General features: G+C 66.2%; 21 protein-coding genes and 2 pseudogenes. 14 read left to right on the top strand and 9 right to left on the bottom strand.

Features of this window, described 5'->3' with window-relative positions:
• The first annotated feature begins 2 nt into the window (after positions 1-2).
• From nuoI to ACA097_RS24110, 8 genes and pseudogenes are all read left to right on the top strand, one after another.
• Positions 3-551, top strand: a complete 549-nt coding sequence (gene nuoI / locus ACA097_RS24145; protein ID WP_043253247.1) for an NADH-quinone oxidoreductase subunit NuoI — start codon at positions 3-5, stop codon at positions 549-551.
• An 11-nt stretch (positions 552-562) separates the two neighbouring features.
• The gene (nuoJ, locus tag ACA097_RS24140; protein WP_160287556.1) at positions 563-1063 is read left to right on the top strand and encodes an NADH-quinone oxidoreductase subunit J; all 501 of its coding nucleotides are present in this window, start codon (positions 563-565) and stop codon (positions 1061-1063) included.
• Between the two features lie 4 nt (positions 1064-1067).
• The gene (gene nuoK / locus ACA097_RS24135) at positions 1068-1376 is read left to right on the top strand and encodes an NADH-quinone oxidoreductase subunit NuoK (RefSeq protein ID WP_043253249.1); all 309 of its coding nucleotides are present in this window, start codon (positions 1068-1070) and stop codon (positions 1374-1376) included.
• A complete protein-coding gene (gene nuoL, locus ACA097_RS24130; protein WP_371366465.1) occupies positions 1373-3220 on the top strand; it encodes an NADH-quinone oxidoreductase subunit L in 1848 nt (615 codons plus the stop codon). The genes nuoK and nuoL overlap by 4 nt, the downstream gene beginning before the upstream one ends.
• Positions 3221-3247: 27 nt before the next feature.
• Positions 3248-4777, top strand: coding sequence for an NADH-quinone oxidoreductase subunit M (gene nuoM / locus ACA097_RS24125; RefSeq protein WP_160287558.1), 1530 nt, complete (start codon positions 3248-3250; stop codon positions 4775-4777).
• Between the two features lie 7 nt (positions 4778-4784).
• Positions 4785-6251, top strand: a complete 1467-nt coding sequence (nuoN, locus tag ACA097_RS24120) for an NADH-quinone oxidoreductase subunit NuoN (protein WP_371366463.1) — start codon at positions 4785-4787, stop codon at positions 6249-6251.
• Between the two features lie 185 nt (positions 6252-6436).
• A pseudogene (locus ACA097_RS24115) lies at positions 6437-7822 on the top strand (chemotaxis protein); the annotation flags it as partial.
• A gap of 150 nt (positions 7823-7972) precedes the next feature.
• Positions 7973-8728: a methyl-accepting chemotaxis protein gene (locus tag ACA097_RS24110; protein ID WP_371370567.1), complete on the top strand. Its 756-nt coding sequence runs from the start codon at positions 7973-7975 to the stop codon at positions 8726-8728.
• A gap of 190 nt (positions 8729-8918) precedes the next feature.
• Here ACA097_RS24110 and ACA097_RS24105 read toward each other — a convergent pair.
• The 4 genes and pseudogenes from ACA097_RS24105 to ACA097_RS24090 all read right to left on the bottom strand — a co-directional run.
• A pseudogene (locus ACA097_RS24105) lies at positions 8919-9098 on the bottom strand (IS5/IS1182 family transposase); the annotation flags it as partial.
• Positions 9099-9366: 268 nt separating this feature from the next.
• Complete coding sequence (locus tag ACA097_RS24100) at positions 9367-10689, bottom strand: sensor histidine kinase (RefSeq protein ID WP_160287561.1); 1323 nt, start codon at positions 10687-10689, stop codon at positions 9367-9369.
• Positions 10686-11363: a response regulator transcription factor gene (locus tag ACA097_RS24095; protein WP_160287562.1), complete on the bottom strand. Its 678-nt coding sequence runs from the start codon at positions 11361-11363 to the stop codon at positions 10686-10688. Before ACA097_RS24095 ends, ACA097_RS24100 begins: the two co-directional genes overlap by 4 nt.
• A complete protein-coding gene (locus ACA097_RS24090) occupies positions 11363-11668 on the bottom strand; it encodes a PepSY domain-containing protein (protein WP_160287563.1) in 306 nt (101 codons plus the stop codon). The genes ACA097_RS24095 and ACA097_RS24090 overlap by 1 nt, the downstream gene beginning before the upstream one ends.
• A 294-nt stretch (positions 11669-11962) precedes the next feature.
• Here ACA097_RS24090 and ACA097_RS24085 point away from each other — a divergent pair, with 294 nt between their 5' ends.
• Positions 11963-13042: a patatin-like phospholipase family protein gene (locus ACA097_RS24085; RefSeq protein WP_371366460.1), complete on the top strand. Its 1080-nt coding sequence runs from the start codon at positions 11963-11965 to the stop codon at positions 13040-13042.
• A gap of 20 nt (positions 13043-13062) precedes the next feature.
• Here the strand turns inward: ACA097_RS24085 and ACA097_RS24080 are convergent, their stop codons facing one another.
• Genes ACA097_RS24080 through hmpA form a run of 3 tightly spaced genes read right to left on the bottom strand, consistent with a single transcriptional unit; the run spans position 13063 to position 15727 of the window.
• Positions 13063-14250 (bottom strand): NnrS family protein, encoded by a 1188-nt coding sequence (locus ACA097_RS24080; RefSeq protein ID WP_371366458.1) that lies wholly within the window; start codon positions 14248-14250, stop codon positions 13063-13065.
• Positions 14237-14494: a transmembrane sensor/regulator PpyR gene (locus ACA097_RS24075; RefSeq protein ID WP_160287566.1), complete on the bottom strand. Its 258-nt coding sequence runs from the start codon at positions 14492-14494 to the stop codon at positions 14237-14239. Before ACA097_RS24075 ends, ACA097_RS24080 begins: the two co-directional genes overlap by 14 nt.
• A gap of 51 nt (positions 14495-14545) precedes the next feature.
• Positions 14546-15727, bottom strand: coding sequence for an NO-inducible flavohemoprotein (hmpA, locus tag ACA097_RS24070; protein WP_043253261.1), 1182 nt, complete (start codon positions 15725-15727; stop codon positions 14546-14548).
• 155 nt (positions 15728-15882) lie between these two features.
• Between hmpA and norR the strand changes: the two genes are divergently transcribed.
• From norR to queD, 3 genes are all read left to right on the top strand, one after another.
• Complete coding sequence (gene norR / locus ACA097_RS24065) at positions 15883-17439, top strand: nitric oxide reductase transcriptional regulator NorR (RefSeq protein ID WP_160287568.1); 1557 nt, start codon at positions 15883-15885, stop codon at positions 17437-17439.
• Between the two features lie 79 nt (positions 17440-17518).
• Positions 17519-18007: a hypothetical protein gene (locus ACA097_RS24060; protein ID WP_043253263.1), complete on the top strand. Its 489-nt coding sequence runs from the start codon at positions 17519-17521 to the stop codon at positions 18005-18007.
• 114 nt (positions 18008-18121) lie between these two features.
• On the top strand, positions 18122-18478 hold the full coding sequence (gene queD, locus ACA097_RS24055; RefSeq protein WP_084166663.1) for a 6-carboxytetrahydropterin synthase QueD: 357 nt from the start codon (positions 18122-18124) through the stop codon (positions 18476-18478).
• Between the two features lie 241 nt (positions 18479-18719).
• Here queD and ACA097_RS24050 read toward each other — a convergent pair whose 3' ends face one another.
• The gene (locus ACA097_RS24050; protein ID WP_043253265.1) at positions 18720-19484 is read right to left on the bottom strand and encodes a GntR family transcriptional regulator; all 765 of its coding nucleotides are present in this window, start codon (positions 19482-19484) and stop codon (positions 18720-18722) included.
• Positions 19485-19873: 389 nt separating this feature from the next.
• On the opposite strand from ACA097_RS24050, the gene ACA097_RS24045 reads away from it, so the two are divergent.
• Positions 19874-21220 (top strand): NCS2 family permease, encoded by a 1347-nt coding sequence (locus ACA097_RS24045; protein WP_043253266.1) that lies wholly within the window; start codon positions 19874-19876, stop codon positions 21218-21220.
• 67 nt (positions 21221-21287) lie between these two features.
• Positions 21288-21914, top strand: coding sequence for a LysE family translocator (locus ACA097_RS24040; RefSeq protein ID WP_043253267.1), 627 nt, complete (start codon positions 21288-21290; stop codon positions 21912-21914).
• A 171-nt stretch (positions 21915-22085) separates the two neighbouring features.
• On the opposite strand, the gene uraH is transcribed toward ACA097_RS24040, so the two are convergent.
• On the bottom strand, positions 22086-22439 hold the full coding sequence (gene uraH, locus ACA097_RS24035; protein ID WP_371366453.1) for a hydroxyisourate hydrolase: 354 nt from the start codon (positions 22437-22439) through the stop codon (positions 22086-22088).
• Positions 22440-22565 lie beyond the last annotated feature (126 nt).

Raw genomic sequence — 22565 nt, 5'->3', positions numbered from 1 at the left:
CCATGATCAAAGAAATTCTGCACATCGTGCATGGCACCTACACCCAGCTGCGCAGCCTGGTGATGATCTTCAGCCATGCCTTCCGCAAGCGTGACACGCTGCAATACCCGGAAGAGCCCGTGTACCTGCCGCCGCGCTACCGCGGCCGCATCGTCCTGACCCGCGACCCCGACGGCGAAGAGCGCTGCGTAGCCTGCAACCTGTGCGCCGTGGCCTGCCCGGTCGGCTGCATTTCGCTGCAGAAGGCCGAGACCGACGACGGTCGCTGGTACCCGGAATTCTTCCGCATCAACTTCTCCCGCTGCATCTTCTGCGGCCTGTGCGAAGAAGCCTGCCCGACCACCGCGATCCAGCTGACTCCGGATTTCGAGATGGGCGAGTTCAAGCGCCAGGACCTGGTCTACGAGAAGGAAGACCTGCTGATCTCCGGCCCCGGCAAGAACCCGGAATACAACTTCTACCGCGTCGCCGGCATGGCCATTGCCGGCAAGCCGAAAGGCAGCGCGCAGAACGAAGCCGAACCGATCAACGTCAAGAGCCTGCTGCCGTAAGGAGACGTCGCGTGGAATTCGCTTTCTACTTCGCCGCCGGCGTCGCCGTGCTGGCAACCCTGCGGGTCATCACCAACAGCAACCCGGTGCATGCCCTGCTCTACCTCATCGTTTCGCTGCTCGCCGTGTCGATGACCTTCTTCAGCCTCGGCGCTCCGTTCGCCGGCGCTCTGGAAATCATCGTCTACGCCGGCGCGATCATGGTGCTGTTCGTCTTCGTGGTGATGATGCTCAACCTCGGCCCGGCCATCGCCGAGCAGGAACGCAAGTGGCTCAAGCCCGGCGTCTGGGTCGGCCCTGGCGCGCTCTCGCTGATCCTACTGGTCGAGCTGCTGCTGGTCCTGGCCCGCACCCCGAGCGGTGCCGGCATCGGCCACACCACCGTGGACGCCAAGGCCGTCGGCATCAGCCTGTTCGGTCCTTACCTGCTGGTCGTCGAACTGGCCTCGATGCTGCTGCTGGCAGCTCTGGTCGCCGCCTACCACCTCGGCCGCCACGAAGCGAAGGAATAACACCATGAATGCAATCCCCCTGGAACACGGGTTGGCACTCTCCGGCGTGCTGTTCTGCCTCGGCCTGGCCGGTCTGATGGTGCGCCGCAACATCCTGTTCGTTCTGATGAGCCTGGAAGTGATGATGAACGCCGCTGCGCTGGCCTTCGTGGTCGCCGGTAGCCGTTGGGGTCAACCCGACGGCCAGGTGATGTTCATCCTGGTGCTCAGCCTGGCCGCGGCCGAGGCGAGCATCGGTCTGGCGATCCTGCTGCAACTGTATCGCCGCTTCCATACCCTCGATGTCGACGCTGCAAGCGAGATGCGCGGATGAACCTGCTGCCCCTCACCTTCCTGTTCCCCCTGATCGGCTTCCTGCTGCTGTCTTTCTCCCGCGGCAGATGGTCGGAAAATCTCTCCGCACTGGTCGGCGTCGGCTCGGTCGGTCTGTCCGCCCTGTCCGCCTTCTGGGCGATCTGGAGCTTCCACAGCGCGCCGCCCGCCGGCGGCGCCTACACCCTGGTCCTCTGGCAGTGGATGAACGTCGCCGGCTTCGCGCCGAACTTCGCCCTCTACCTGGACGGCCTGTCGGTCACCATGCTCGGCGTGGTCACCGGTGTCGGCTTCCTGATCCACCTGTTCGCCAGCTGGTACATGCGCGGTGAAGCCGGTTACTCGCGCTTCTTCGCCTACACCAACCTGTTCATCGCCAGCATGCTGTTCCTGGTGCTGGGCGATAACCTGCTGTTCCTGTACTTCGGCTGGGAAGGCGTGGGCCTCTGCTCCTACCTGCTGATCGGCTTCTACTTCAGCCATGTACCGAACGGCAACGCGGCGCTGAAAGCCTTCATCGTCACCCGCGTCGGCGACGTGTTCATGGCCTTCGGCCTGTTCATCCTGTTCCAGCAGCTCGGCACCCTGAACATCCAGGAACTGCTGGTGCTGGCGCCGCAGCACTTCGCCCAGGGCGACCTGTGGGTGAGCCTCGCGGCCCTGGCGCTGCTCGGTGGCGCGGTCGGTAAGTCCGCCCAGCTGCCGCTGCAGACCTGGCTGGCCGACGCCATGGCCGGTCCGACCCCGGTTTCCGCACTGATCCACGCGGCGACCATGGTGACCGCGGGCGTCTACCTGATCGCCCGCTGCCACGGCATCTTCACCCTGGCGCCGAACGTGCTCGAGCTGGTCGGCGTGGTCGGTGCGGTGACCCTGGTCCTGGCCGGCTTCGCTGCCCTGGTGCAGACCGACATCAAGCGTATCCTCGCCTACTCGACCATGAGCCAGATCGGCTACATGTTCCTGGCCCTGGGCGTCGGCGCATGGGATGCCGCGATCTTCCACCTGATGACCCACGCCTTCTTCAAGGCGCTGCTGTTCCTTGCCTCCGGTGCGGTGATCGTCGCCTGCCACCACGAGCAGGACATCTTCAAGATGGGCGGCCTGTGGAAGAAGCTGCCGCTGGCCTACGCGAGCTTCATCGTCGGTGGTGCTGCCCTGGCTGCCCTGCCGCTGCTGACCGCCGGCTTCTACTCCAAGGACGAGATCCTCTGGGAAGCCTTCGCCAGCGGTCACCAGAAGCTGCTGATCGCCGGTCTGGTCGGTGCCTTCATGACCTCGCTGTACACCTTCCGCCTGATCTTCATCGCCTTCCACGGCGAAGCGAAGACCGAAGCGCACGCCGGCCACGGCATCAGCCACTGGCTGCCGCTGTCGGTGCTGATCGTGCTCTCGACCTTCGTCGGCGCGCTGATCACCCCGCCGCTGCACGGTGTGCTGCCGGAAAGCGTCGGCCATGCCGGCGGCGAAGCCCAGCACAGCCTGGAAATCGCCTCGGGTGCCATCGCCATCGCCGGCATCCTGCTGGCCGGCCTGCTGTTCCTCGGCAAGCGCCGCTTCGTCAGCGCCCTCGCCCAGAGCGCGCCGGGTCGCTTCTTCGGTACCTGGTGGTTCCATGCCTGGGGCTTCGACTGGCTCTACGACAAGCTGTTCGTGAAACCCTATCTGCTGCTCTGCCGCCTGCTCGGCCGCGACCCGATCGACCAGTCCCTGGTCCTGGTGCCGCTGACCGCCCGTGGTGGACACAAACTCCTCAGCCTCACCGAGAACGGCCGCCTGCGCTGGTACGCCGCTTCCCTGGTGGGTGGCGCCGCGCTGCTGCTCGCCGCGCTGCTGCTGGCCTAACGAATTCACGGAGAGATTGAGCCCGTCATGATTCTGCCCTGGCTAATCCTGATCCCCTTCATCGGCGGCTTCTTCTGCTGGATCGCCGAATACACCAGCAAGTCCCTGCCCCGCTGGGTCGCGCTGGCGTCGATGTCGCTGACCCTGGCCCTGAGCCTGTGGCTGTGGCACACCGGCGACTTCCACCTGGCGCCCGCCCCCGGCGGCGCGCCGCAGTGGACCACGGAGTTCCACATCGGCTGGATCGAGCGTTTCGGTATCAGCATCCATCTGGCAATGGACGGCCTGTCCCTGCTGATGGTCGCCCTGACCGGTCTGCTCGGTGTGCTGTCGGTCCTCTGCTCGTGGAACGAGATCCAGCGTCGCGTCGGTTTCTTCCACCTGAACCTGCTGTGGATTCTGGGTGGTGTGATCGGCGTGTTCCTGGCCGTCGACATGTTCCTGTTCTTCTTCTTCTGGGAAATGATGCTGGTGCCGATGTACTTCCTCATCGCGCTCTGGGGTCATAGCTCGGACGATGGCAAGAAGACCCGCATCTACGCCGCCACCAAGTTCTTCATCTTCACCCAGGCCAGCGGCCTGGTGATGCTGGTGGCGATCGTCGCCCTGGTCCTGGTGCACTACAACGCCACCGGCGTGCTGACCTTCAACTACGCCGAACTGCTGAAGACCCCGATGAGCGCCCACGTCGAGTGGCTGCTGATGCTCGGCTTCTTCGTCGCCTTCGCGGTGAAGATGCCGGTGGTTCCGGTGCACTCCTGGCTGCCCGATGCCCACGCCCAGGCACCGACCGCCGGTTCCGTGGACCTGGCCGGCATCCTGCTGAAGACCGCTGCCTACGGCCTGATCCGCTTCGCTCTGCCGCTGTTCCCGAACGCGTCGGCCGAGTTCGCGCCCATCGCCATGACCCTGGGTCTGATCGGTATCTTCTACGGTGCCCTGCTGTCCTTCGCCCAGACCGACATCAAGCGCCTGGTGGCCTTCTCCAGCGTGTCGCACATGGGCTTCGTGATGATCGGCATCTTCTCCGGCAGCCCGCAGGCGCTGCAGGGCGTCGTGGTGCAGATGATCGCCCACGGCCTCTCCGCTGCCGCGCTCTTCATCCTGTGCGGCCAGCTGTACGAGCGCCTGCACACCCGTGACATGCGCAAGATGGGCGGGCTGTGGTCGCGTATCCCGTACCTGCCGGCCGTGGCCCTGTTCTTTGCCACCGCGTCGCTGGGCCTGCCGGGTACCGGCAACTTCGTCGGCGAGTTCCTGATCCTGCTGGGCACCTTCAAGACCTGGACCTGGACCATCGTCATCGCCACCTTCGGCCTGGTGTTCGGTTCGGTCTACTCGCTGATCATGATCCACCGCGCCTACTTCGGCCCGTCGAAGGCGGACACGCCGATCGCCGGCCTGAACTTCCGCGAGCTGAGCATGGTGCTGGGCCTCGCCGCCCTGCTGGTCCTGCTCGGCATCTACCCGCAGCCGGTACTCGATACCTCCGCCGCCACCATGCACGGTGTGCAGCAATGGTTCGACTCCGCCCTTTCCACCCTTGCCGCACGGTAGTCGCGAAATGACCTTCACGATCCAACACTTCATCGCGCTCCTGCCGCTGCTCATCACCAGCGCCACCCTGGTGGTGGTGATGCTGGCAGTTGCCTGGAAACGCAATCACCAGCTGATCAGCACCCTCACTGTGCTCGGCCTGAACCTGGCGCTGGTCTCGATCTTCTGGGCGGTCAAGGCCACCCCGATCGCCGTCACCGAATTGATGCAGATCGATAACTTCGCCCTGTTCTACTCGGCGTTGATCCTGATCGCCGCCCTCGCCTGCTCGACCCTCGCCCATGCCTACATGGAGAGCTACCCGGGCAACCGCGAAGAGCTCTACCTGCTCCTGCTGCTGTCCACCGCGGGCGGCCTGGTGCTGGTAGCGGCGCAGAACCTGGCCGGCCTGTTCATCGGCCTGGAGCTGCTGTCGGTGCCGGTCTACGGCATGGTCGCCTATGCCTTCTTCAACCGTCGCAGCCTGGAAGCCGGCATCAAGTACACCGTACTGTCCGCCGCCGGCTCCGCCTTCCTGCTGTTCGGCATGGCCATGCTCTACGCCGAGTCGGGCACCCTGACCTTCGCCGGTCTGGGCGCTCAGCTGGCCGAAGGCACCGTGCACGGTCCGCTGCTGACCATCGGCGTCGGCATGATGATCGTCGGCCTGGGCTTCAAGCTGTCGCTGGCGCCCTTCCACCTGTGGACCCCGGACGTCTATGAAGGCGCCCCGGCGCCGGTGGCAGCCTTCCTCGCCACCGCCTCCAAGGTCGCGGTCTTCGCCGTGCTCCTGCGTCTGTTCCAGATCGCTCCGGCGGCCCTGCACAGCGGCCTGCTGCACACCGCCCTGGCAGTCATCGCCGTTGCCTCGATCCTGGTCGGCAACCTGCTGGCGCTGACCCAGAGCAACATCAAGCGTCTGCTCGGCTACTCGTCCATCGCTCACTTCGGCTACCTGCTGATCGCCGTGGTGGCGAGCAACGGTCTGGCCGTGGAAGCGGTGGGCGTGTACCTGACCACCTACGTGGTCACCTCGCTGGGCGCCTTCGGCGTGGTCACCCTGATGTCCACTCCGTACAGCGGCCGCGACGCCGATGCCCTGTTCGAGTACCGCGGCCTGTTCTGGCGCCGTCCGGTGCTGACCGCCGTGCTGACCGTGATGATGCTGTCCCTGGCCGGCATCCCGCTGACCGCCGGCTTCATCGGCAAGTTCTACGTGATCACCAGCGGCGTCGAAGCGCACCTGTGGTGGCTGGTCGGTTCCCTGGTACTGGGCAGCGCCATCGGCCTGTTCTACTACCTACGCGTCATGGTCACCCTGTTCCTGGTCGAGCCGAACCTCAAGCGCCACGACGCTCCGCTGAACTGGGGCCAGCGCGCCGGCGGCATCATGCTGGTAGCCATCGCCCTGCTGGCCGTGCTGCTCGGCGTCTACCCGCAACCGCTGCTGCACCTGCTGCAGCAATCGGGTCTGACCCTGCTCGCCGCCGGCTGATAGCCACAAGCGACGATGAAAACCCCGCCTCGGCGGGGTTTTTTATTGCCCGCTCGATGGGCGCTCACGCGAGCAGCCAGTTGCAAAGGATGATGCAGGGAGGCTCTTGCTCCTTTACTACTGTTCAACAAATCGTTCACTCCCGGATAGCCTGAACGCACACCCCAGCGCCCGAAAGGAGCGTCATGGCGAAGCGCCATAAGGCCTCTAGCGCACACCCCACCAACTGCCCGACAAAAAATTGCCGGCAATCCGCAAATAACTGTAAAGAAAAGCGCACAAGCGCCGATAAGCTGACACCACCCCCACTTTCCCCATGGAAGGACGCTCCCATGCTGTCTCGCCGCTTCTCCATCCAGTGGAAGATCACCCTCCTCTCCGGTCTCTGCCTCCTCGGCGTGGTATCGCTGCTCGCCGGCCTCTCGGTCTATCGCATGCAGCACAGTACCGAGCTGGTGAAGGAATCCAGCACGCACATGCTGGGCAACGCCGCCGAAGCCCGGCTGCGCGCCCGCGGCGAAATCCAGGCGATGCGCATTCAGCGCTATTTCATGGATGCCTACCGCTACGCGCAGTCCTTCTCGCGACAGGCCTTGGCACTGCGCCAGACGGCTACCCAGCGCGGTCTCGCCCCACAGGTGCTGCGTGAGGAGCTTGCCCGGCAGATGCAGGAAGCCGTGGCTACCAACCCCGAACTGCTGGGGCTGTATGTCGCCTTCGAGCCGGATGCCCTGGACGGAGCGGACGCCCCCTTCGCCGGGCAAAGCGCCAATGGCTCCAATGAGAAAGGCCGCTTCTCGCTCTACTGGTCCCAGGCCACCGTGGGCAAGCTGGAAGCCGACAACATGAGCGAATCCATGCTCGCCGACACCAGCCCCGGCCCGAGCGGCGCCGCCTACAACGCCTGGTACACCTGCCCGAAAGCCGGCAACAAGGCCTGTGTGCTCGAGCCCTACGTCGACGAAGTCGGCGGCCGCAAGATCCTCATGACCAGTATCGCCCTGCCATTGCTCGTCGACGGCAAGCTGGTTGGCGTACTGGGTGTGGACATCGCCCTCGACCGCCTGCAGGAGATCGCCAAGCAAGGCAGCGAGGAGCTCTATGAAGGCCAGAGCCGCGTGGCCATCGTCAGCGCCTCCGGCCTGCTCGCCGGTTACAGCGCCGATGCCGGCAAGCTGAGCAAGAAGCTGCAGGACATCTATCCCGGTCAGGGCAGCGAGCTGCTGCAGGCGATGGCCGCCGACCACGCACAAGTGCTCACCCACGACGAAGAACTGCGCGCCCTGCAACCGCTCAAGCCGATTCCCGAGGCGCAGCCCTGGGCCGTGCTGATCGACGTGCCGCTGAAAGCCCTGCAGGGTCCGGCGCTGAAGCTGCAGAGCGAACTCGACGAACAGCGTACCCAGGGCACAGCCATCGAACTCGGCCTCGGCCTGCTCGCCGCCCTCCTCGGCCTGCTGCTGGTCTGGCTGACCGCCCGTGGTGTGACCCGCCCGATCCTCGGCGTGGCCGGCATGCTGCGCGACATCGCCAGCGGCGAGGGCGACCTGACCCAGCGCCTGAAGTACCAGGGCCAGGACGAACTCGGCGAGCTGGCCGGCTGGTTCAACCGCTTCCTCGACAAGCTGCAGCCGATCATCCGCGACGTGAAGGCCTCGGTGCAGGATGCCCGCGCCACTGCCGACCAGTCGGCGGCACTGTCGACCCAGACCAGCGCCGGCATGCAACAGCAGTTCCGCGAGATCGAGCAGGTCGCCACCGCGTCCCAGGAAATGAGCGCCACCGCCCACGACGTGGCCAACAGCGCAGCCATGGCCGCCGACGCTGCGCGCGGTGCCGACGGCGCCACCCGCGACGGCCTGAGCGTGATCGAACAGACCACGAAAGTGATCGACAGCCTGGCCGCCGACATGACCCAGGCGATGAGCCAGGTCCAGGGACTGGCCGCGAGCAGCGAGCAGATCGGCTCGGTGCTGGAAGTGATCCGCGCCATCGCCGAGCAGACCAACCTGTTGGCGCTCAACGCGGCCATCGAAGCGGCCCGTGCTGGCGAGGCCGGTCGCGGTTTCGCGGTGGTCGCCGACGAAGTCCGCAACCTGGCCAAGCGCACCCAGGACTCGGTGGAGGAAATCCGCCAGGTCATCGAAGGCCTGCAGAACGGCACCCGCGAAGTGGTCGGCGCGATGCACAGCAGCCACCAGTTGGCGCAGGGCAGCGTCAGCCAGGTCGAGCAGGCGGTCGCCGCGCTGCAACGCATCGGCGATGCGGTGGGCGTGATCAACGACATGAACCTGCAGATCGCCAGCGCCGCCGAGGAACAGAGCGCCGTGGCCGAGGAGATCAACCGCAACGTGGCAGGCATTCGCGACGTCACCGAATCGCTGTCCGGCCAGGCGCAGGAATCGGCGCAGATCAGCCAGTCGCTGAACGAATTGGCCAACCATCAGCAGGGGTTGATGGGGCAGTTCCGCGTGTAAACGAAAAGGCCCGCTGATCAGGCCGTGTGAAAGAATGCTGTGAGCAAGGCAAAACAAACGCCCCGACTGGTTCGGGGCGTTTGTTTTTCGGAGGGATCAGCCCATCAACTCGATCAGGCGACGCGCGCCGAATACCCACTGTTTCAGGTTACCGGAGGGGTGTTCGACGATCGCCCGGCGCTTGGCCATCATCTCCGGCCGGGCGTCCAACCTTGCTCGCCTGCGCCTTGCTGAAGCCAAGTCGCCGCAGATCCAGTCGTGCCACATAGGCCTCGATCACGCGGACCAGATGTTCTTCAGGGACCCACTCATCCAGCGACACCGGAAACAAGCTGCCCTGACCACGCCCTTCACCGCGGATATAGCCCATGAACGACAATGCCCGTATCGATCGATACGGGCATTGTCTTTGGCTTGCACTCAGACCGCTAGGTTTTCACACGGTCTGATATGCCGGCCTTGTTCTTTCCAGAGGTGGGCTTGGCGAAGAGCGTATAACCGTTCGCGGATATACGCTGCCTCACCTCGCGTATCGGTAACGCCGTGGCCGAACCTGGCACATCCAACACCGCCAAGTTCATCTCCGAGCAGACCGGCAACCAAGGTCGAACGGCGTATAACGCGGAGCGTTATAAGCCCTACGCCGCTGCCCGCCTTGGCAACACCACCCGCACCCGCAAACCGCCCAGCTCGCTGCTTTCCAGCAGGAGCTTGCCGCCGCAGGCCTCGGCGATATCGCGAGCGATGCCCAGCCCCAGACCGTGGCCGGCCACCTGCTCATCCAGTCGGGTGCCGCGCTCCAGCACGCTCTCGCGCTGGTCCGCGGCGATCCCCGGGCCGTCGTCATCCACCTGCAGCAGGTAATTGTCGGCGCCCTTCTCCACGCGCAGGCGCACTTCGCCAGCGGCCCATTTGCAGGCGTTGTCCAGCAGGTTACCGAGCAGCTCCAGCAGGTCCTCGCGGTCGAACGGCAGGCGCAGGCCCGGCGCCGACTGGCAATCGATGCGCAGCTGCTGGCCGTGGATCAGCTGCAGCATCTCGCGCAGGCTCGGCAGCTCGGCGTCGCAATCGAAGTGCGCGCCCGGCAGCGCCTCGCCGACCAGGCGCGCGCGGCCCAGTTCGCGGGCCAGGCGCTGGTCGATCTGCTCCAGCTGCTCCTGCAACACCCGCCGCAGCTCCGGCTGGGTACGCAACTCGTCGCGATCCGCGAGGCTGATCAGAACGGCCAGCGGTGTCTTCAGCGCATGGCCGAGATTGCCCAGCGCATTGCGCGAGCGCTTGAGGGTGTCCTCGGTGTGCTGCAGCAGGTGGTTGACCTGCTGCACCAGCGGCTCGAGCTCTTCCGGCACCTGGGTATCGAGCTGGCTGCGCTGGCCCTCCTGCAGCTGCGCGATCTGCTGGCGCACCTGCTCCAATGGGCGCAAGGCGCGGCGCACCGCCAGTCGCTGGAAGAACAGGATCAGCAGCAGCGCCAGGGCACCGGCGCCCAGGCCGAAATTGCGCAGGCGCTTGAAGCTCTTGAGGATCGGCGTGTAGTCCTGCGCCACGCTGATCTGCAGGTCATAGCCGAAACGCCGGTAGTCGCCGCGGTAGACCAGCAGGCGCTGGCCCTCGGGGCCCTTGACCAGGCCCGCGCTGAGGCCGGGGCGGTCCTGCACCTTGAGTTCATGGTCCCAGAGCGAGCGCGAACGCAGGTCGGTCTGGCCGTAATGGATCTGGAAGTAGCGCCCGGAAAACAGCCGCTCATAGGCAGCATCGACCCGCTGCGGGTCCAGTTGCGGCCCCGCCGGTCCACGGGCGATGGCCACCAACAGACTTTGCGCCTCGTCCTGCAGGCCGTTGGCCAGGTACTGCCGCAGCCCCTGGTCGAACAGCCACAGGCCGGTCTGTGCGAGGACCAGGCCGACTACCAGCAATACCGCGGCGAGGCCGAAGCCCAGGCGCCGCTGGATGGAAATCAAGCCGCGCCCCCGCTGTTGCCGGCGAAGCGATAGCCCTGGCCGCGGCGGGTCTCGATGATCTCGCGGCCGAGCTTGCGGCGCAGGTGGTTGACGTGCACCTCGATGACGTTCGAGTCGCGCTCGGTCTCGCCGTCGTAGAGGTGTTCGGCCAGGTGCCCCTTGGACAGCAGCTGGCCGGGATGCAGCATGAAGTAGCGCAGCAGGCGGAACTCCGCCGAGGTCAGGTCGATCTCCCGCCCATCCTGCAGCACGCACTGGCGCGACTCGTCCAGGCTCAGGCCGCCGGCTTCGAGTTGCGCCTGGTTGGCCACGCCATGGGCCCGCCGCAACAGCGCCTGGATGCGCAGGAACAGCTCCTCGGGATGGAAGGGTTTGGTCAGGTAGTCGTCGGCGCCGGCTTTCAGTCCGTCGATGCGCTCGGCCCAGGAACCGCGCGCGGTGAGGATCAGCACCGGCACCGCGATCCCTTGCGAACGCCACTCGCGCAGCACATCGAGGCCCGGCCGGCCGGGCAGGCCGAGGTCGAGGATGATCAGGTCGTAAGGCTCGCTGGCGCCCTGCACCGCGGCGTCGCGGCCGTCGGCCAGCCAATCCACTGCATAACCCTGGCGCGTCAGCCCGGCGAGCAGTTCATCGGCGAGGGGCACATGGTCTTCCACCAGCAGCAGACGCATCAGTCGTCTTCCTTATCCGAGAGGATGCGCCCGTCGCGGGCATCCAGTTTCAGTTCGCGTACCACACCGCCGGAGGTCAGCAGCTCGATCTCGTAGACGTAGGAGTCGTGCTCGCGATCCAGTTCCGCCTCCAGCATCCGCGAGCCGGGATAGAGCGTCTGCGCACGCGGCAATATCGCCTCGAAGGGCTGGATCACACCCTCGCGTGCCAGGCTCAGGGCCTCGTCCTGGCTCAGGTCGCGGGCCAACGCCGGGCCGCTGCAGAGCAAGGCGGCGCAGAGCGCGTATCGCAGAGGATAGGTCATCGAAGGTCCTGTCGATCCTGGGGCGAATTGCCGCCCGCCACGTCCGTTTCGAGCGCGCAATCGTACACCCTGGCGCAGGCCCACGCGGACCGGCGGGATGCGCCCGCCAGCGAGGCGACGATCGCGGATGTCAGTAATTTCACCAGATGATTCCCACAGAATTCCACTGTGCGCAGCCTAGCCGGAGGGTATTAAACCAACCTGAATGCCGGCAGCGGCCTCATTCACGGTGTGAAGTTTCCTTGTGTTCCTGGGCCTACGTTTATAATTCGCGGCTCGCCGGAGAGAGCCCGCATGACTGCCATCCACATCAAGTCCCCCGCCCTCACCCTCAAGGCCGGTGCCCGCGCCTTGCGCCGCATCCGCGAGAACGGCCTGGCGCCGGCCGATGTCGGCATCCTCCCCGGCGCCGCCGGCGGACCCAAGGCACTGGGCATCCAGGGGCTCGACCTCGCTCTGTTCGGCGACTGGCTGCCACGCGCGCCGCGCGAGCGCTCGCTGATCGGCGCCTCCATCGGCTCCTGGCGCTTCGCCAGCGCCTGCCTGCCGGATGCCGCGCGAGGCATCCGCCGGCTCGGCGAGCTCTATACGCAGCAGTGCTTCTCGCGCAACGCCGACATCTTCGAGGTTTCCGCCAGTTGCACGCGCATGCTCGACGACCTGCTCGACGGCCAGGACGCCCAGGTCCTGACCAACCCGCTCTACCGGCTCAACGTGGTGGTGGTGAAGAGTCACGGGCGTCTCGCCGACGACGCCAAAGGCACTCTTGGCCTGGGGCTGGGCGCGGTGATTCGCGACAACCTGCTCGGCCGCCGCCATCTGCATCGCCACTTCGAGCGGGTCATCCTGCACGACGCGCGCCTGGCGCCGCCGCTGGAAGCGCTACGCGACTTCCCCTCGCGCTGCCTGCCGCTGGACATAGGCAACCTGCGCCACGCGCTGCTCGCATCCGGCTCCATCCCCATGGTGATGCAGGGCGTGCGCGACATCCCCGGTGTCGGCCCGGGCACCTACCGCGACGGTGGCCTGCTCGACTATCACCTGGACCTGCCCTACCAGGGCGGCGACGTGGTGCTCTACCCGCACTTCACCGACAAGGTCATCCCCGGCTGGTTCGACAAGGGCCTGCCGTGGCGCCGCGGCGACGCCGGCCGCCTGAAGGATGTGCTGCTGCTCGCTCCGTCGCGCGAATACCTGGCTCGCCTGCCCCACGGCAAGCTGCCGGATCGCAAGGACTTCAAGCGCTACCTGGGCGATGACGCCGGACGCCAGCGCTACTGGAACAAGGCGATGGAAGAGAGCCGGCGGATGGGCGACGAGTTCCTCGAACTGGTCGATGGCGGGCGGCTGGGCGAGCACCTGCAACCGCTCTGAATTTTGTTCGCGAACCATCTCTACCCCGGCTGCCCATCCGCACGGGCGGACCACAGCATCGGCCCGTAGTACCAGGCGAAGACCAGGAAGGCCGAGGCCCAGCAAAGCGCCGCGAGTATCAGGCCGGCCAGCGGCATCCAGGGCACCAGCAGCACCCGCGCCGCCACGCCAAGGTTGAGCAAGACGAAGGCCCAGCCCATCGCCGCCGGTGGTTGTAGCGCCCGACCGGTATGACCGAGGGTGACGCGGGCGATCATGGCGAGGATCAGTCCGCCGATGCCGCCCAGCGTCAGCGCGTGCAGCGGCAGGCTCGACGGAATGCCGAACGACAGCGCCGAGAGCGTCAGACCGACCAGCGCTACGGCCATCCAGGAATAGGCCAGGTGCAGCGACCAGAGCAGCGGCACGCGCCAGAGGTCGCGGTCGTACCAGCGCCCCAGGCGCAGCAGATGACCGGTTGCCAACAGGCCGAACAACGGCGCCAGTAACGGGCCCGGCTGCAGCGTCAGGCCCAGCGCACTCAGCAGCGCGAGCAGCAAAGTGCCGAGGAACAGCACCCAGTCCAGCCACGGCCAGGCCGGCACCTGCGCCGTGCGCCCAAGGCCGCGCTGGGTGAAGAAGGGAATCACCCGCCCGCCGATCAGCGTCATCAGCGCCGCCACCAGCCAGAGCGCAGCGAACACGCCGCCGCGTTGCCAGGTCTCGTTGCCGCGGGCCAATCCGGCCATGACTTCGGCATCGGCCAAGGTGAACATCAGAAGAACGGCCAGCACCGGGTAGTTTCGAACCTGGCGCACCTGCACCAGGCTGCGGCCGACGAACCAGGCCAAGGCCGGTGCGAACGCAAGCTCAAGCGCAGCAGCCAGCCACCAGGGCGCTCCCAGCAACCAGGCCAGTCGAGCCGCCAGCCAGAGGCCGGCCAGGACGCGCAGCGGCGAGCCATTCAGCCCCGGCCGCCCGGTCCAGTTCTGCACGGCGGTAAGCAGGAATCCGGCGACTATCGCCAGCGCGAAGCCGAACACCATTTCGTGGCGATGCCAGCCCAGCCATCCGCCCAGCGGCTGCCAACCCGGCAAACCGAAGAGCGCGGCGAGCCAGAGCGGCACCGCGAGAGCGGCGAACAGCGCGCCACCCAGGAAGAAGGGGCGAAAGCCCAGCCGCCACAGCGGCGGGATCGCCAGCAGCACACGGCGATCAAGCAACAGCACAGCACTGCTCCCACTGAGGCTCGCGCATCTGGCGCTGGGCGATCAGGCGCAGCACGTAGCCAAGCTTGATCGAAGTCGGACCGAGGATGGTGAGGCCGTGGGCCGCGACCAGGGCCGGCAGCGCCAGGTACTGGTCGATGAAATAGGCGCCGAAGATCCCACCCAGCAGCATGGCGACACCCGCGCCGAGCAGGCTGCTGGAATGACTCAGGTTGCGTTGCGGACAAGCGAAGAAGCCTTTCATCACACACCTCCGGTAAGGATGGCCGGCCCACCTGGGCCGGCCGGCATTGCATCAGGCCTCCAGCGCGCTGGCCGGGCCGAAGAACTCGTAGTGGCTCTGCGCCTCGGGCACGCCCAGCTCGCGCAGGTGGCGTTTCACCTGGGCCATGAAGGGTTTGGGACCGAGGAAGTAGGCGTCCAGGTCGCGCTCGGCCGGCAGCCACTCGCCCAGCAGTTGCTGGCTGAGGAAGCCCTCGGCATGCGCCTGGTCGGTTTCACGCGGTTCGCTGTAGCAGAAGAAGTGCAGTAGCTGCGGGTGCTTGCTCGCCTGGCGCTCGATGAACTCGCGGAAGGCGTGCACGCCGCCGTGGCGGGCACAGTGGATGAAGTGCACCACGCGGCCGGCATCCAGCGCGCGCTGCAGCATGGCCAGCGCCGGGGTGATGCCGACACCGGCGGTGATCAGGGCAACCGGCTTGTCGCTGTCGCGCAGGACGAATTCGCCGGCCGGCGGGAACAGGTCCAGCTCGTCGCCTTCGTGAAGTTCGTCATGCAGGTAGTTGGAGACCTTGCCTTCGGGCTCGCGCTTGACGCTGATGCGGTACTCGCGGCCGTTGGCCGGAGCCGACAGCGAATAGGTGCGGCGCACTTCCTCGCCGTCCAGCACCAGACGCAGACCGATGTACTGGCCGGGCTGGAAGTCGAGCAGCGCACCGCCATCGACCGGCTGCAGGTAGAAGGAGGTGATCTCCTCGCTCTCGGCCACCTTGCCGGTGACACGGAAACGGCGGGCGCCGCGCCAGCCGCCCTTATCGGCCTCGTTCTTGGCGTAGGCGGATTCCTCGGCGCCGATCAGGATGTCGGCCAGTTGCTGGTAGGCCGCGGCCCAGGCGGCAATCACCGCGTCGGTGGCGATTTCCGCGCCGAGCACTTCACGGATGGCGCGCAGCAGGCAGGCACCAACGATCGGATAGTGTTCCGGGAGGATCTGCAGGGCGACATGCTTGTTGACGATCTGCGCCACCAGCGGGCCGAGTTGCTCCAGCTCGTCGATGTGACGGGCATACATCAACACGCCGTTGGCCAGGGCCCGCGGCTGGTCGCCGGAGGCCTGGTGGGCCTGGTTGAACAGCGGGCGCACTTCGGGATATTCGCTCAGCATCATCTTGTAGAAGTGCTGGGTCAGGGCTTCACCGCCGGTTTCCAGCAGCGGGACGGTGGCCTTGATCAGGGTGCGGTGTTCTTGGGACAGCATGCGTATCTCCTTGGAGCGCAAGACGGGTTGGGGTCTGCCTGTGCTGTTTCAGGAACCGTGCCATCCGTGCGAGCCAGTATTTACGGGACTTCCAGACGAGAAGAGGTCATAATGACCCGCGCCATTTCGAGTCAATTCGACTGCACGAGGTCAAAATGACCAGCAACCCGCTGCTCGCCACCCTGCTGCCCCTGGTCGACGACCTGTCCCGCGAACTGCCAGAGGCGGAGCGCTATCGCCGCTTGCTGGAAGCGCTGCGCCAGCTGCTGCCCTGCGATGCCAGCGCGCTGCTGCGCCTGGAAGGCGAACAACTGGTGCCGCTGGCCGTGGACGGGCTGAGTCCGGACACCCTCGGCCGCCGCTTCAAGATTGCCGAGCACCCGCGCCTGCGGGCCCTGCTCGAACGCCCGGAGCCGACGCTGTTCGGCGCCGACTGCGGCCTGCCCGACCCTTATGACGGTCTGGTGGAGGGTGTCCATGGCCACCTCGAAGTGCACGACTGCATGGGCTGCCCGCTGTACCTCGACGAACAGCCCTGGGGCCTGCTGACCCTCGACGCCCTGGAGCCCGGACGCTTCTCCGGTGGCGACCTGGACAACCTGCAGGCCTTCGCCAGCTTGGCGGCCGCCACGGTCAAGGCCAACCAGCGCATGCTCGACCTGACCCGCCGCGCCGAGCAGGAACAGCAGCGCGCCGATGCCTACCAGCGCGCCGCCGGCGAAACCCCGCGCGAGCTGATCGGGCAGAGCCCGGCGCATCGCCAGCTGGTCGACGAGATCCAGCTGGTCGCCGGCAGCGACCTCAGCGTGCTGGTCACCGGCGAGACCGGCGTCGGCAAGGAACTGGTGGCCCAGGCGATCCACCAGCAGTCGCTGCGCCACGCCCAGCCGCTGGTCAGCCTGAACTGCGCGGCACTGCCGGAAACCCTGGTGGAGAGCGAACTGTTCGGCCACGTGCGTGGCGCCTTCTCCGGCGCGGTCGGCGAGCGCCGCGGCAAGTTCGAGCTGGCCGACGGCGGCACCCTGTTCCTCGATGAAGTGGGCGAACTGCCGCTGGCGATCCAGGCCAAGTTGCTGCGCGTGCTGCAGAGCGGCCAGCTGCAGCGCCTGGGCTCGGACCGCGAGCACCATGTGGACGTGCGCCTGATCGCCGCGACCAACCGCGACCTGGCCGAAGAAGTGCGCGCCGGACGCTTCCGCGCCGACCTCTACCATCGCCTGAGCGTCTACCCGCTGCGCGTGCCGGCGCTGCGCGAACGGGGCAACGACATCCTCCTGCTGGCCGGCTACTTCCTCGAACAGAACCGCCCGCGCCTCGGCCTGCGTAGCCTGCGCCTGAGCGCACAAGCCCAGGCCGCGCTGCTCGCCTACCCCTGGCCGGGCAACGTCCGCGAACTGGAGCACCTGATCGGCCGCGCCTCGCTCAAGGCCCTGGCGGCGAGCCCCGAGCGACCGCGCATCCTAACGCTGGAAAGCAGCGACCTGGACCTCGAACAGGCCCTGCCTTCGCCCGTTGGTGCCAACGATGAGCTGCCGCGCCTCAGCGTACCGGCAGCGGCCGGCGAATTGCGCCCGGCGCTGGACGCCTTCCAGCGCCAGCTGATCGCCGCCAGCCTGCAACGCCATTCAGGCAACTGGGCGGCCGTTGCTCGAGAGCTGGGCGTCGACCGGGCGAACCTGAATCGCCTGGCCCGGCGGCTGGACCTGAAATAGACCGGGCATCGGCTATCTTTTCCGGCAGGCCGCAGCATTCACCCACCGGCGTGCGGCAACCAGCCCGAGGAGAAGGTCCATGCGTCAGCTTGTCGTGTTCCTCGCCGTACTCGCCCTGACGGGCTGCATCTCGCCCAATCGCGGCCGCCCGATCGACTACGGCGAGTTCCCCGCGGCCGAGTACCAGGCGCTCGCCACCTACGGCACCGCGCACGTCAGCGGCCGCGCCTTCGCCAAGAACCGCGCCGGCAACATCAAGCCGGCGGCCGGCCAGGAAGTCTCGCTGATCCCGGCGACCGACTACATGAAGCCCCTCCTCCAGGCCTACACCGAACAGCGCCCGATCACCGCGCCCGACCCGCGGGCTCGTGCCTATACGCGCCAGGTCCGCGCCGACAGCAATGGCAACTTCAACTTCGTCCAGGTGCCGGCCGGCCGCTACTACCTGACCTGCCAGGTGAACTGGGAAGTCTCAGGCACCAGCGGCCCGTCCACCGTGGGCGTGTTCGTGCTGTCGACGCTGACGGTCCGCGAGGGCGAGAAGGTCGAGGTGCAGCTGACCCGCTGAGGCCACGGGCGACCTGCCGGCAGACGGGCGCCCTGCCCTGTACACAAAACGGGTATAATTTGCGCCGCTCTTTCCGCTCCAAGCCTTCGGCTTCTGATTCATAGGTCAATCTTCGTGGAATTGTTCAAAGAGTTTGTATTCGAGTCCGCCCACCGCCTGCCCCATGTGCCGGAGGGCCACAAGTGCGGCCGCCTGCACGGCCATTCGTTCCGCGTGGCCCTGTACATCGAGGGCGACGTCGATCCGTATACCGGCTGGATTCGCGACTTCTCGGAGATCAAGCAGATCTTCAAGCCGATCTACGAACAGCTCGACCACAACTACCTGAACGATATCCCCGGCCTGGAAAACCCCACCAGCGAGAACCTGTCGCGCTGGATCTGGCAACAGGTCAAACCGCTGCTGCCGGAGCTGTCGCGCGTACGCGTGCACGAGACCTGCACCAGTGGCTGCGAGTATCGCGGCGACTGATAGCGTCGAGCCGGGCAAACGAAAACGCCGTTTCTCCTTCGGGGAAACGGCGTTTTTCATTCAGGCCAGAGATAAAGACATGTAGGAGCGGCCCATGGCCGCGAATCGCGCGCATGGCGCGCTCCTACAGGGAGCATCGGTGTGCGGGATTCTCGCGGATAAGATCCGCTCCTACAGGACAACCTCTCCAACGCCAAACAAAGAGCCCCGCCTAAGCGGGGCTCATTCATGGGCGAGAAGCTTAACGCGAGCCCGCCGCGCGACCGCCCTTCTTCTTGCCCGAGAGCAGGTGCGAGAACACCGCGTGCAGGTCGCCGGAAGCGCTGTCGCCTTCCAGGTTCAGCTTGTCATCGATGTGCGCCATGTGGTGCATCATCAGGGTCACGGCCTTTTCCTTCTCGCCCTTCTCGATGGCATCGAGGATTTCGTTGTGCTCGTCGAACGAGCAGTGCGAACGGCCGCCCGCCTCGTACTGGGCGATGATCAGCGAGGTCTGCGACACCAGGCTGCGCTGGAAGCTCACCAGCGGGGCGTTCTTCGCCATCTCGGCGAGCTTGAGGTGGAACTCGCCGGACAGGCGGATACCGGCGCCGCGGTCACCGCGGGCGAAGCTGGCCTGTTCCTGCGCCACCATCTCGCGCAGCTCGGCCAGCGGCTCGGCGCTGGCGTTGTCCACGGCCAGTTCGGTGATGGCGCGCTCGACGGTACGGCGGGCAAAGAGGATCTGCCGCGCTTCGTCGATGCTCGGGCTGGCCACCACCGCGCCACGGTTGGGACGCAGCAGCACCACTTGCTCATGAGCCAGGCGTGACAGCGCGCGGCGGATGATGGTGCGGCTGACACCGAAGATTTCCCCCAGGGCCTCTTCGCTCAGCTTGGTGCCGGGCGCCAGGCGCTGTTCGAGGATGGCGTCGAAGATGTGCGCGTAGACGATCTCGTCCTGCGTGCCGGTGCGGCTCTTGCCATTGCGCGGCTGCTTCTTGATCTGTTGCAACGGGTCGGTCATGGGGTGCGGAACCTTGTGGGCTGGGCGGCGGCTGGGTGCGATTGTCCGCACCGGGCGCCGGGCACGACGAAATGATGGCCATCAGTGTACACAAAACGCCCAGTACCGCGCATCCGCCCTCTGCCGCGGAATTCGCCGCATTACGCGTCAGTCCCGACGCATTCCTGGCGGCGATTCGGAGGAAATCGTCTGAGAAATTGTTTGTAAGGGCGCCTCGAAAACGTACGAAACATTATTTGATTTTTTTGTATACAACCGCATAATCCACGGCGTGATTTCCTGACCTCTCAGTCAGAAAAACGCAACCCTCACAACCTTCCGTTGCGCAAGGGACAGGTGAACCAGCCGACGGCAAGGACCTACAACAAAAGCGTTGAGGAGTACCCGCTGTGGAAAGCACCAAACAAGAACAACAAGCCTATTCATCCAGCCCACCCGCCAGCGGCCTGCTCGAACGCCTGTTCAAGCTCAGCCTGCACGGCACCACGGTGAAGACAGAACTGGCCGCAGGCCTGACGACCTTCATCACCATGGCCTACATCATCTTCGTCAACCCGAACATCATGGCCGACGCCGGCGTGAACCACGGCGCCGCCTTCGTCGCCACCTGCCTGGCCGCTGCGCTGGGCTGCTTCCTCATGGGCCTGTACGCCAACTGGCCGGTGGGCCTGGCGCCGGGCATGGGCCTCAACGCCTTCTTCACCTACACCGTGGTCAAGACCATGAACTACAGCTGGGAGATCGCGCTGGGCGCGGTGTTCATCTCCGGCGTGCTGTTCATGATCCTGACCTTCTCGCGCATCCGCGAATGGCTGCTCAACAGCATTCCGCCAAGCCTGCGCTTCGCCATGGGCGCCGGTGTCGGCCTGTTCCTCGGCCTGATCGGCCTGAAGACCGCCGGCATCGTGGTAGCCAACCCGGCGACCCTGGTACATGTCGGCGACCTGACCAAGCCCGGCCCGCTGCTGGCGGCGATCTGCTTCCTGATGATCGCCGTACTCGAGTACCGCCGCGTGTTCGGCGGCATCCTCATCAGCATCCTCACCGTCACCGTGGCCGGCATCGGCCTGGGCCTGGTGAAGTTCGGCGGCGTGTTCTCGATGCCGCCGAGCCTGGCGCCGACCTTCCTGGCCATGGACATTTCCGGCGCCTTCAACGTGACCATGGTCAGCGTGATCCTGGCCTTCCTCTTCGTGCACATGTTCGACACTGCCGGCACCCTGATGGGCGTGGCGCAGCGCGCACACCTGGTGCGTGACGACGGCCGCATCGAGAACCTGTCCAAGGCGATGAAGGCCGACAGCGCCTCCAGCGTGGTCGGCGCGGTGCTCGGCGTACCGCCGGTGACCAGCTACGTGGAAAGCGCCGCGGGCGTCGCCGCCGGCGGCCGTACCGGCCTGACCGCGGTGACCGTCGGCGCACTGTTCATCGCCGCCATGTTCTTCGCCCCGCTGGCCGGCATGATCCCCGCCTACGCCACCGCCGGCGCGCTGATCTACGTGGCCATGCTGATGATGGGCGGCCTCGCCCACATCGACTGGAAGGAACACACCGAGACCATCCCGGCCATCGTCACCGTGATCATGATGCCGCTGACCTTCTCGGTCGCCGACGGCATCGCCCTGGGCTTCGTGACCTACGTGGTGATGAAGGTCTTCACCGGCCGCCAGAAGGATGTAACGCCAAGCCTGTATGCACTCTGCCTGATATTTGTAGCCAAGTTCATCTTCCTGTAGTCTGGCCGCAGCCCTTCCCCGGCCCCGGCGCTTGCGTCGGGGCCTTTGCATTTGCGAGAGCACCGCGATGAACCTGGAAACCTGGCTGCTCTTCAGCAGCGCCGCCCTGATCGTCATCCTGATTCCCGGCCCGCTGTCGCTGCTGATGATCAGCAACACCCTCAACTACGGCCTGCGCCGTTCGCTGCCGGCCTTCCTCGGCGGGGTCAGCGCCTCGATCTGCCTGCTTAGTGCCTCCGCGCTCGGCCTCGGCGCCCTGCTGCTGGCGTCCGAAAAGCTGTTCAGCGTGCTAAAGACCCTCGGCGCGCTCTACCTCTTCTACCTCGCCTGGCAGAGCTGGAAAGCCTCGCGGGTCGCGGCGCGGCCCGGCACCGTCGAGGAGCAGCCGGTCAACCCGGGCTTCCGCAGCCTGTTCTGGAAAGCCTTCGGCCTGGGTGCGAGCAATCCCAAGGACATCCTGTTCTTCGCCGCTTTCCTGCCGCAGTTCCTCAAGGCCGACCATCCGCTGTGGCAGCAGTTGCTGGTGATGATCCTCACCTGGGCCGTCCTCGACTTCGCCTGCAAGCTGTTCTACGGCCTCACTGCCCAGGGCGCGGCGCGCTTCCTGCGCTCGGGCAAGGGCCAGGCCTGGTTCAACCGTGGCAGCGCTGCGCTCTTCGCTACGGCAGGCGGGGCTTCGCTGCTCAGTCGCTGATCCCTTCACACCCCGTTCGCGAGCAAGCTCGCTCCTACGCAAAAGCGGTTCCGCCTGTAGGAGCGAGCTTGCTCGCGAATGCTTTTTCATCGCGCACAAAAAAGCCCGCCATCGAGGCGGGCTGTTAAAGACTCCACGAAGAGTCCGAGGGAAGCCGGGTGTCGCGGCGGGCTAGCTGCCGCGATAGGTCGAATAGCTGTACGGCGAAATCAGCAGCGGCACGTGGTAATGGTCGCTTTCCGAGGCGATGCCGAAGCGCAGCACCACCTGGTCGAGGAAGGCCGGCTGCGGCAGCTGCACACCGCGAGCGCGGTAGTAGTCGCCAGCATTGAACTGCAGCTGGTAGACCCCGGCGCGGAAGTCCTCGCCCTGCAGCAGCGGCTCGTCGCAGCGGCCGTCGCCGTTGGTCACGCGGGTGGCGATCAGCTCCAGCTGCTGGCCTTCCACGCGGTACAGCTCGACCTTGATGCCATGGCCAGGGCAGCCGTGGGCGGAATCCAGTACGTGCGTCGTCAAACGTCCCATGGGCTCTCGGCATCGCCGGTGTGACCGACCGATGCCTTCCTCCTCTCGATGTCTAGCGGTTGCGGAACGCTCCGCACAGCCTGAGGCTGGTGCAGCAGCGGTTGATGGGAAGGACCATACGACATC

It is taken from the genome of Pseudomonas sp. QL9, from assembly GCF_041409665.1.
Lineage (GTDB): Bacteria > Pseudomonadota > Gammaproteobacteria > Pseudomonadales > Pseudomonadaceae > Pseudomonas > Pseudomonas knackmussii.
The sequence above is the reverse complement of the archived record's forward strand: the minus strand, read 5'-3'. Positions and strand labels throughout refer to the sequence as shown.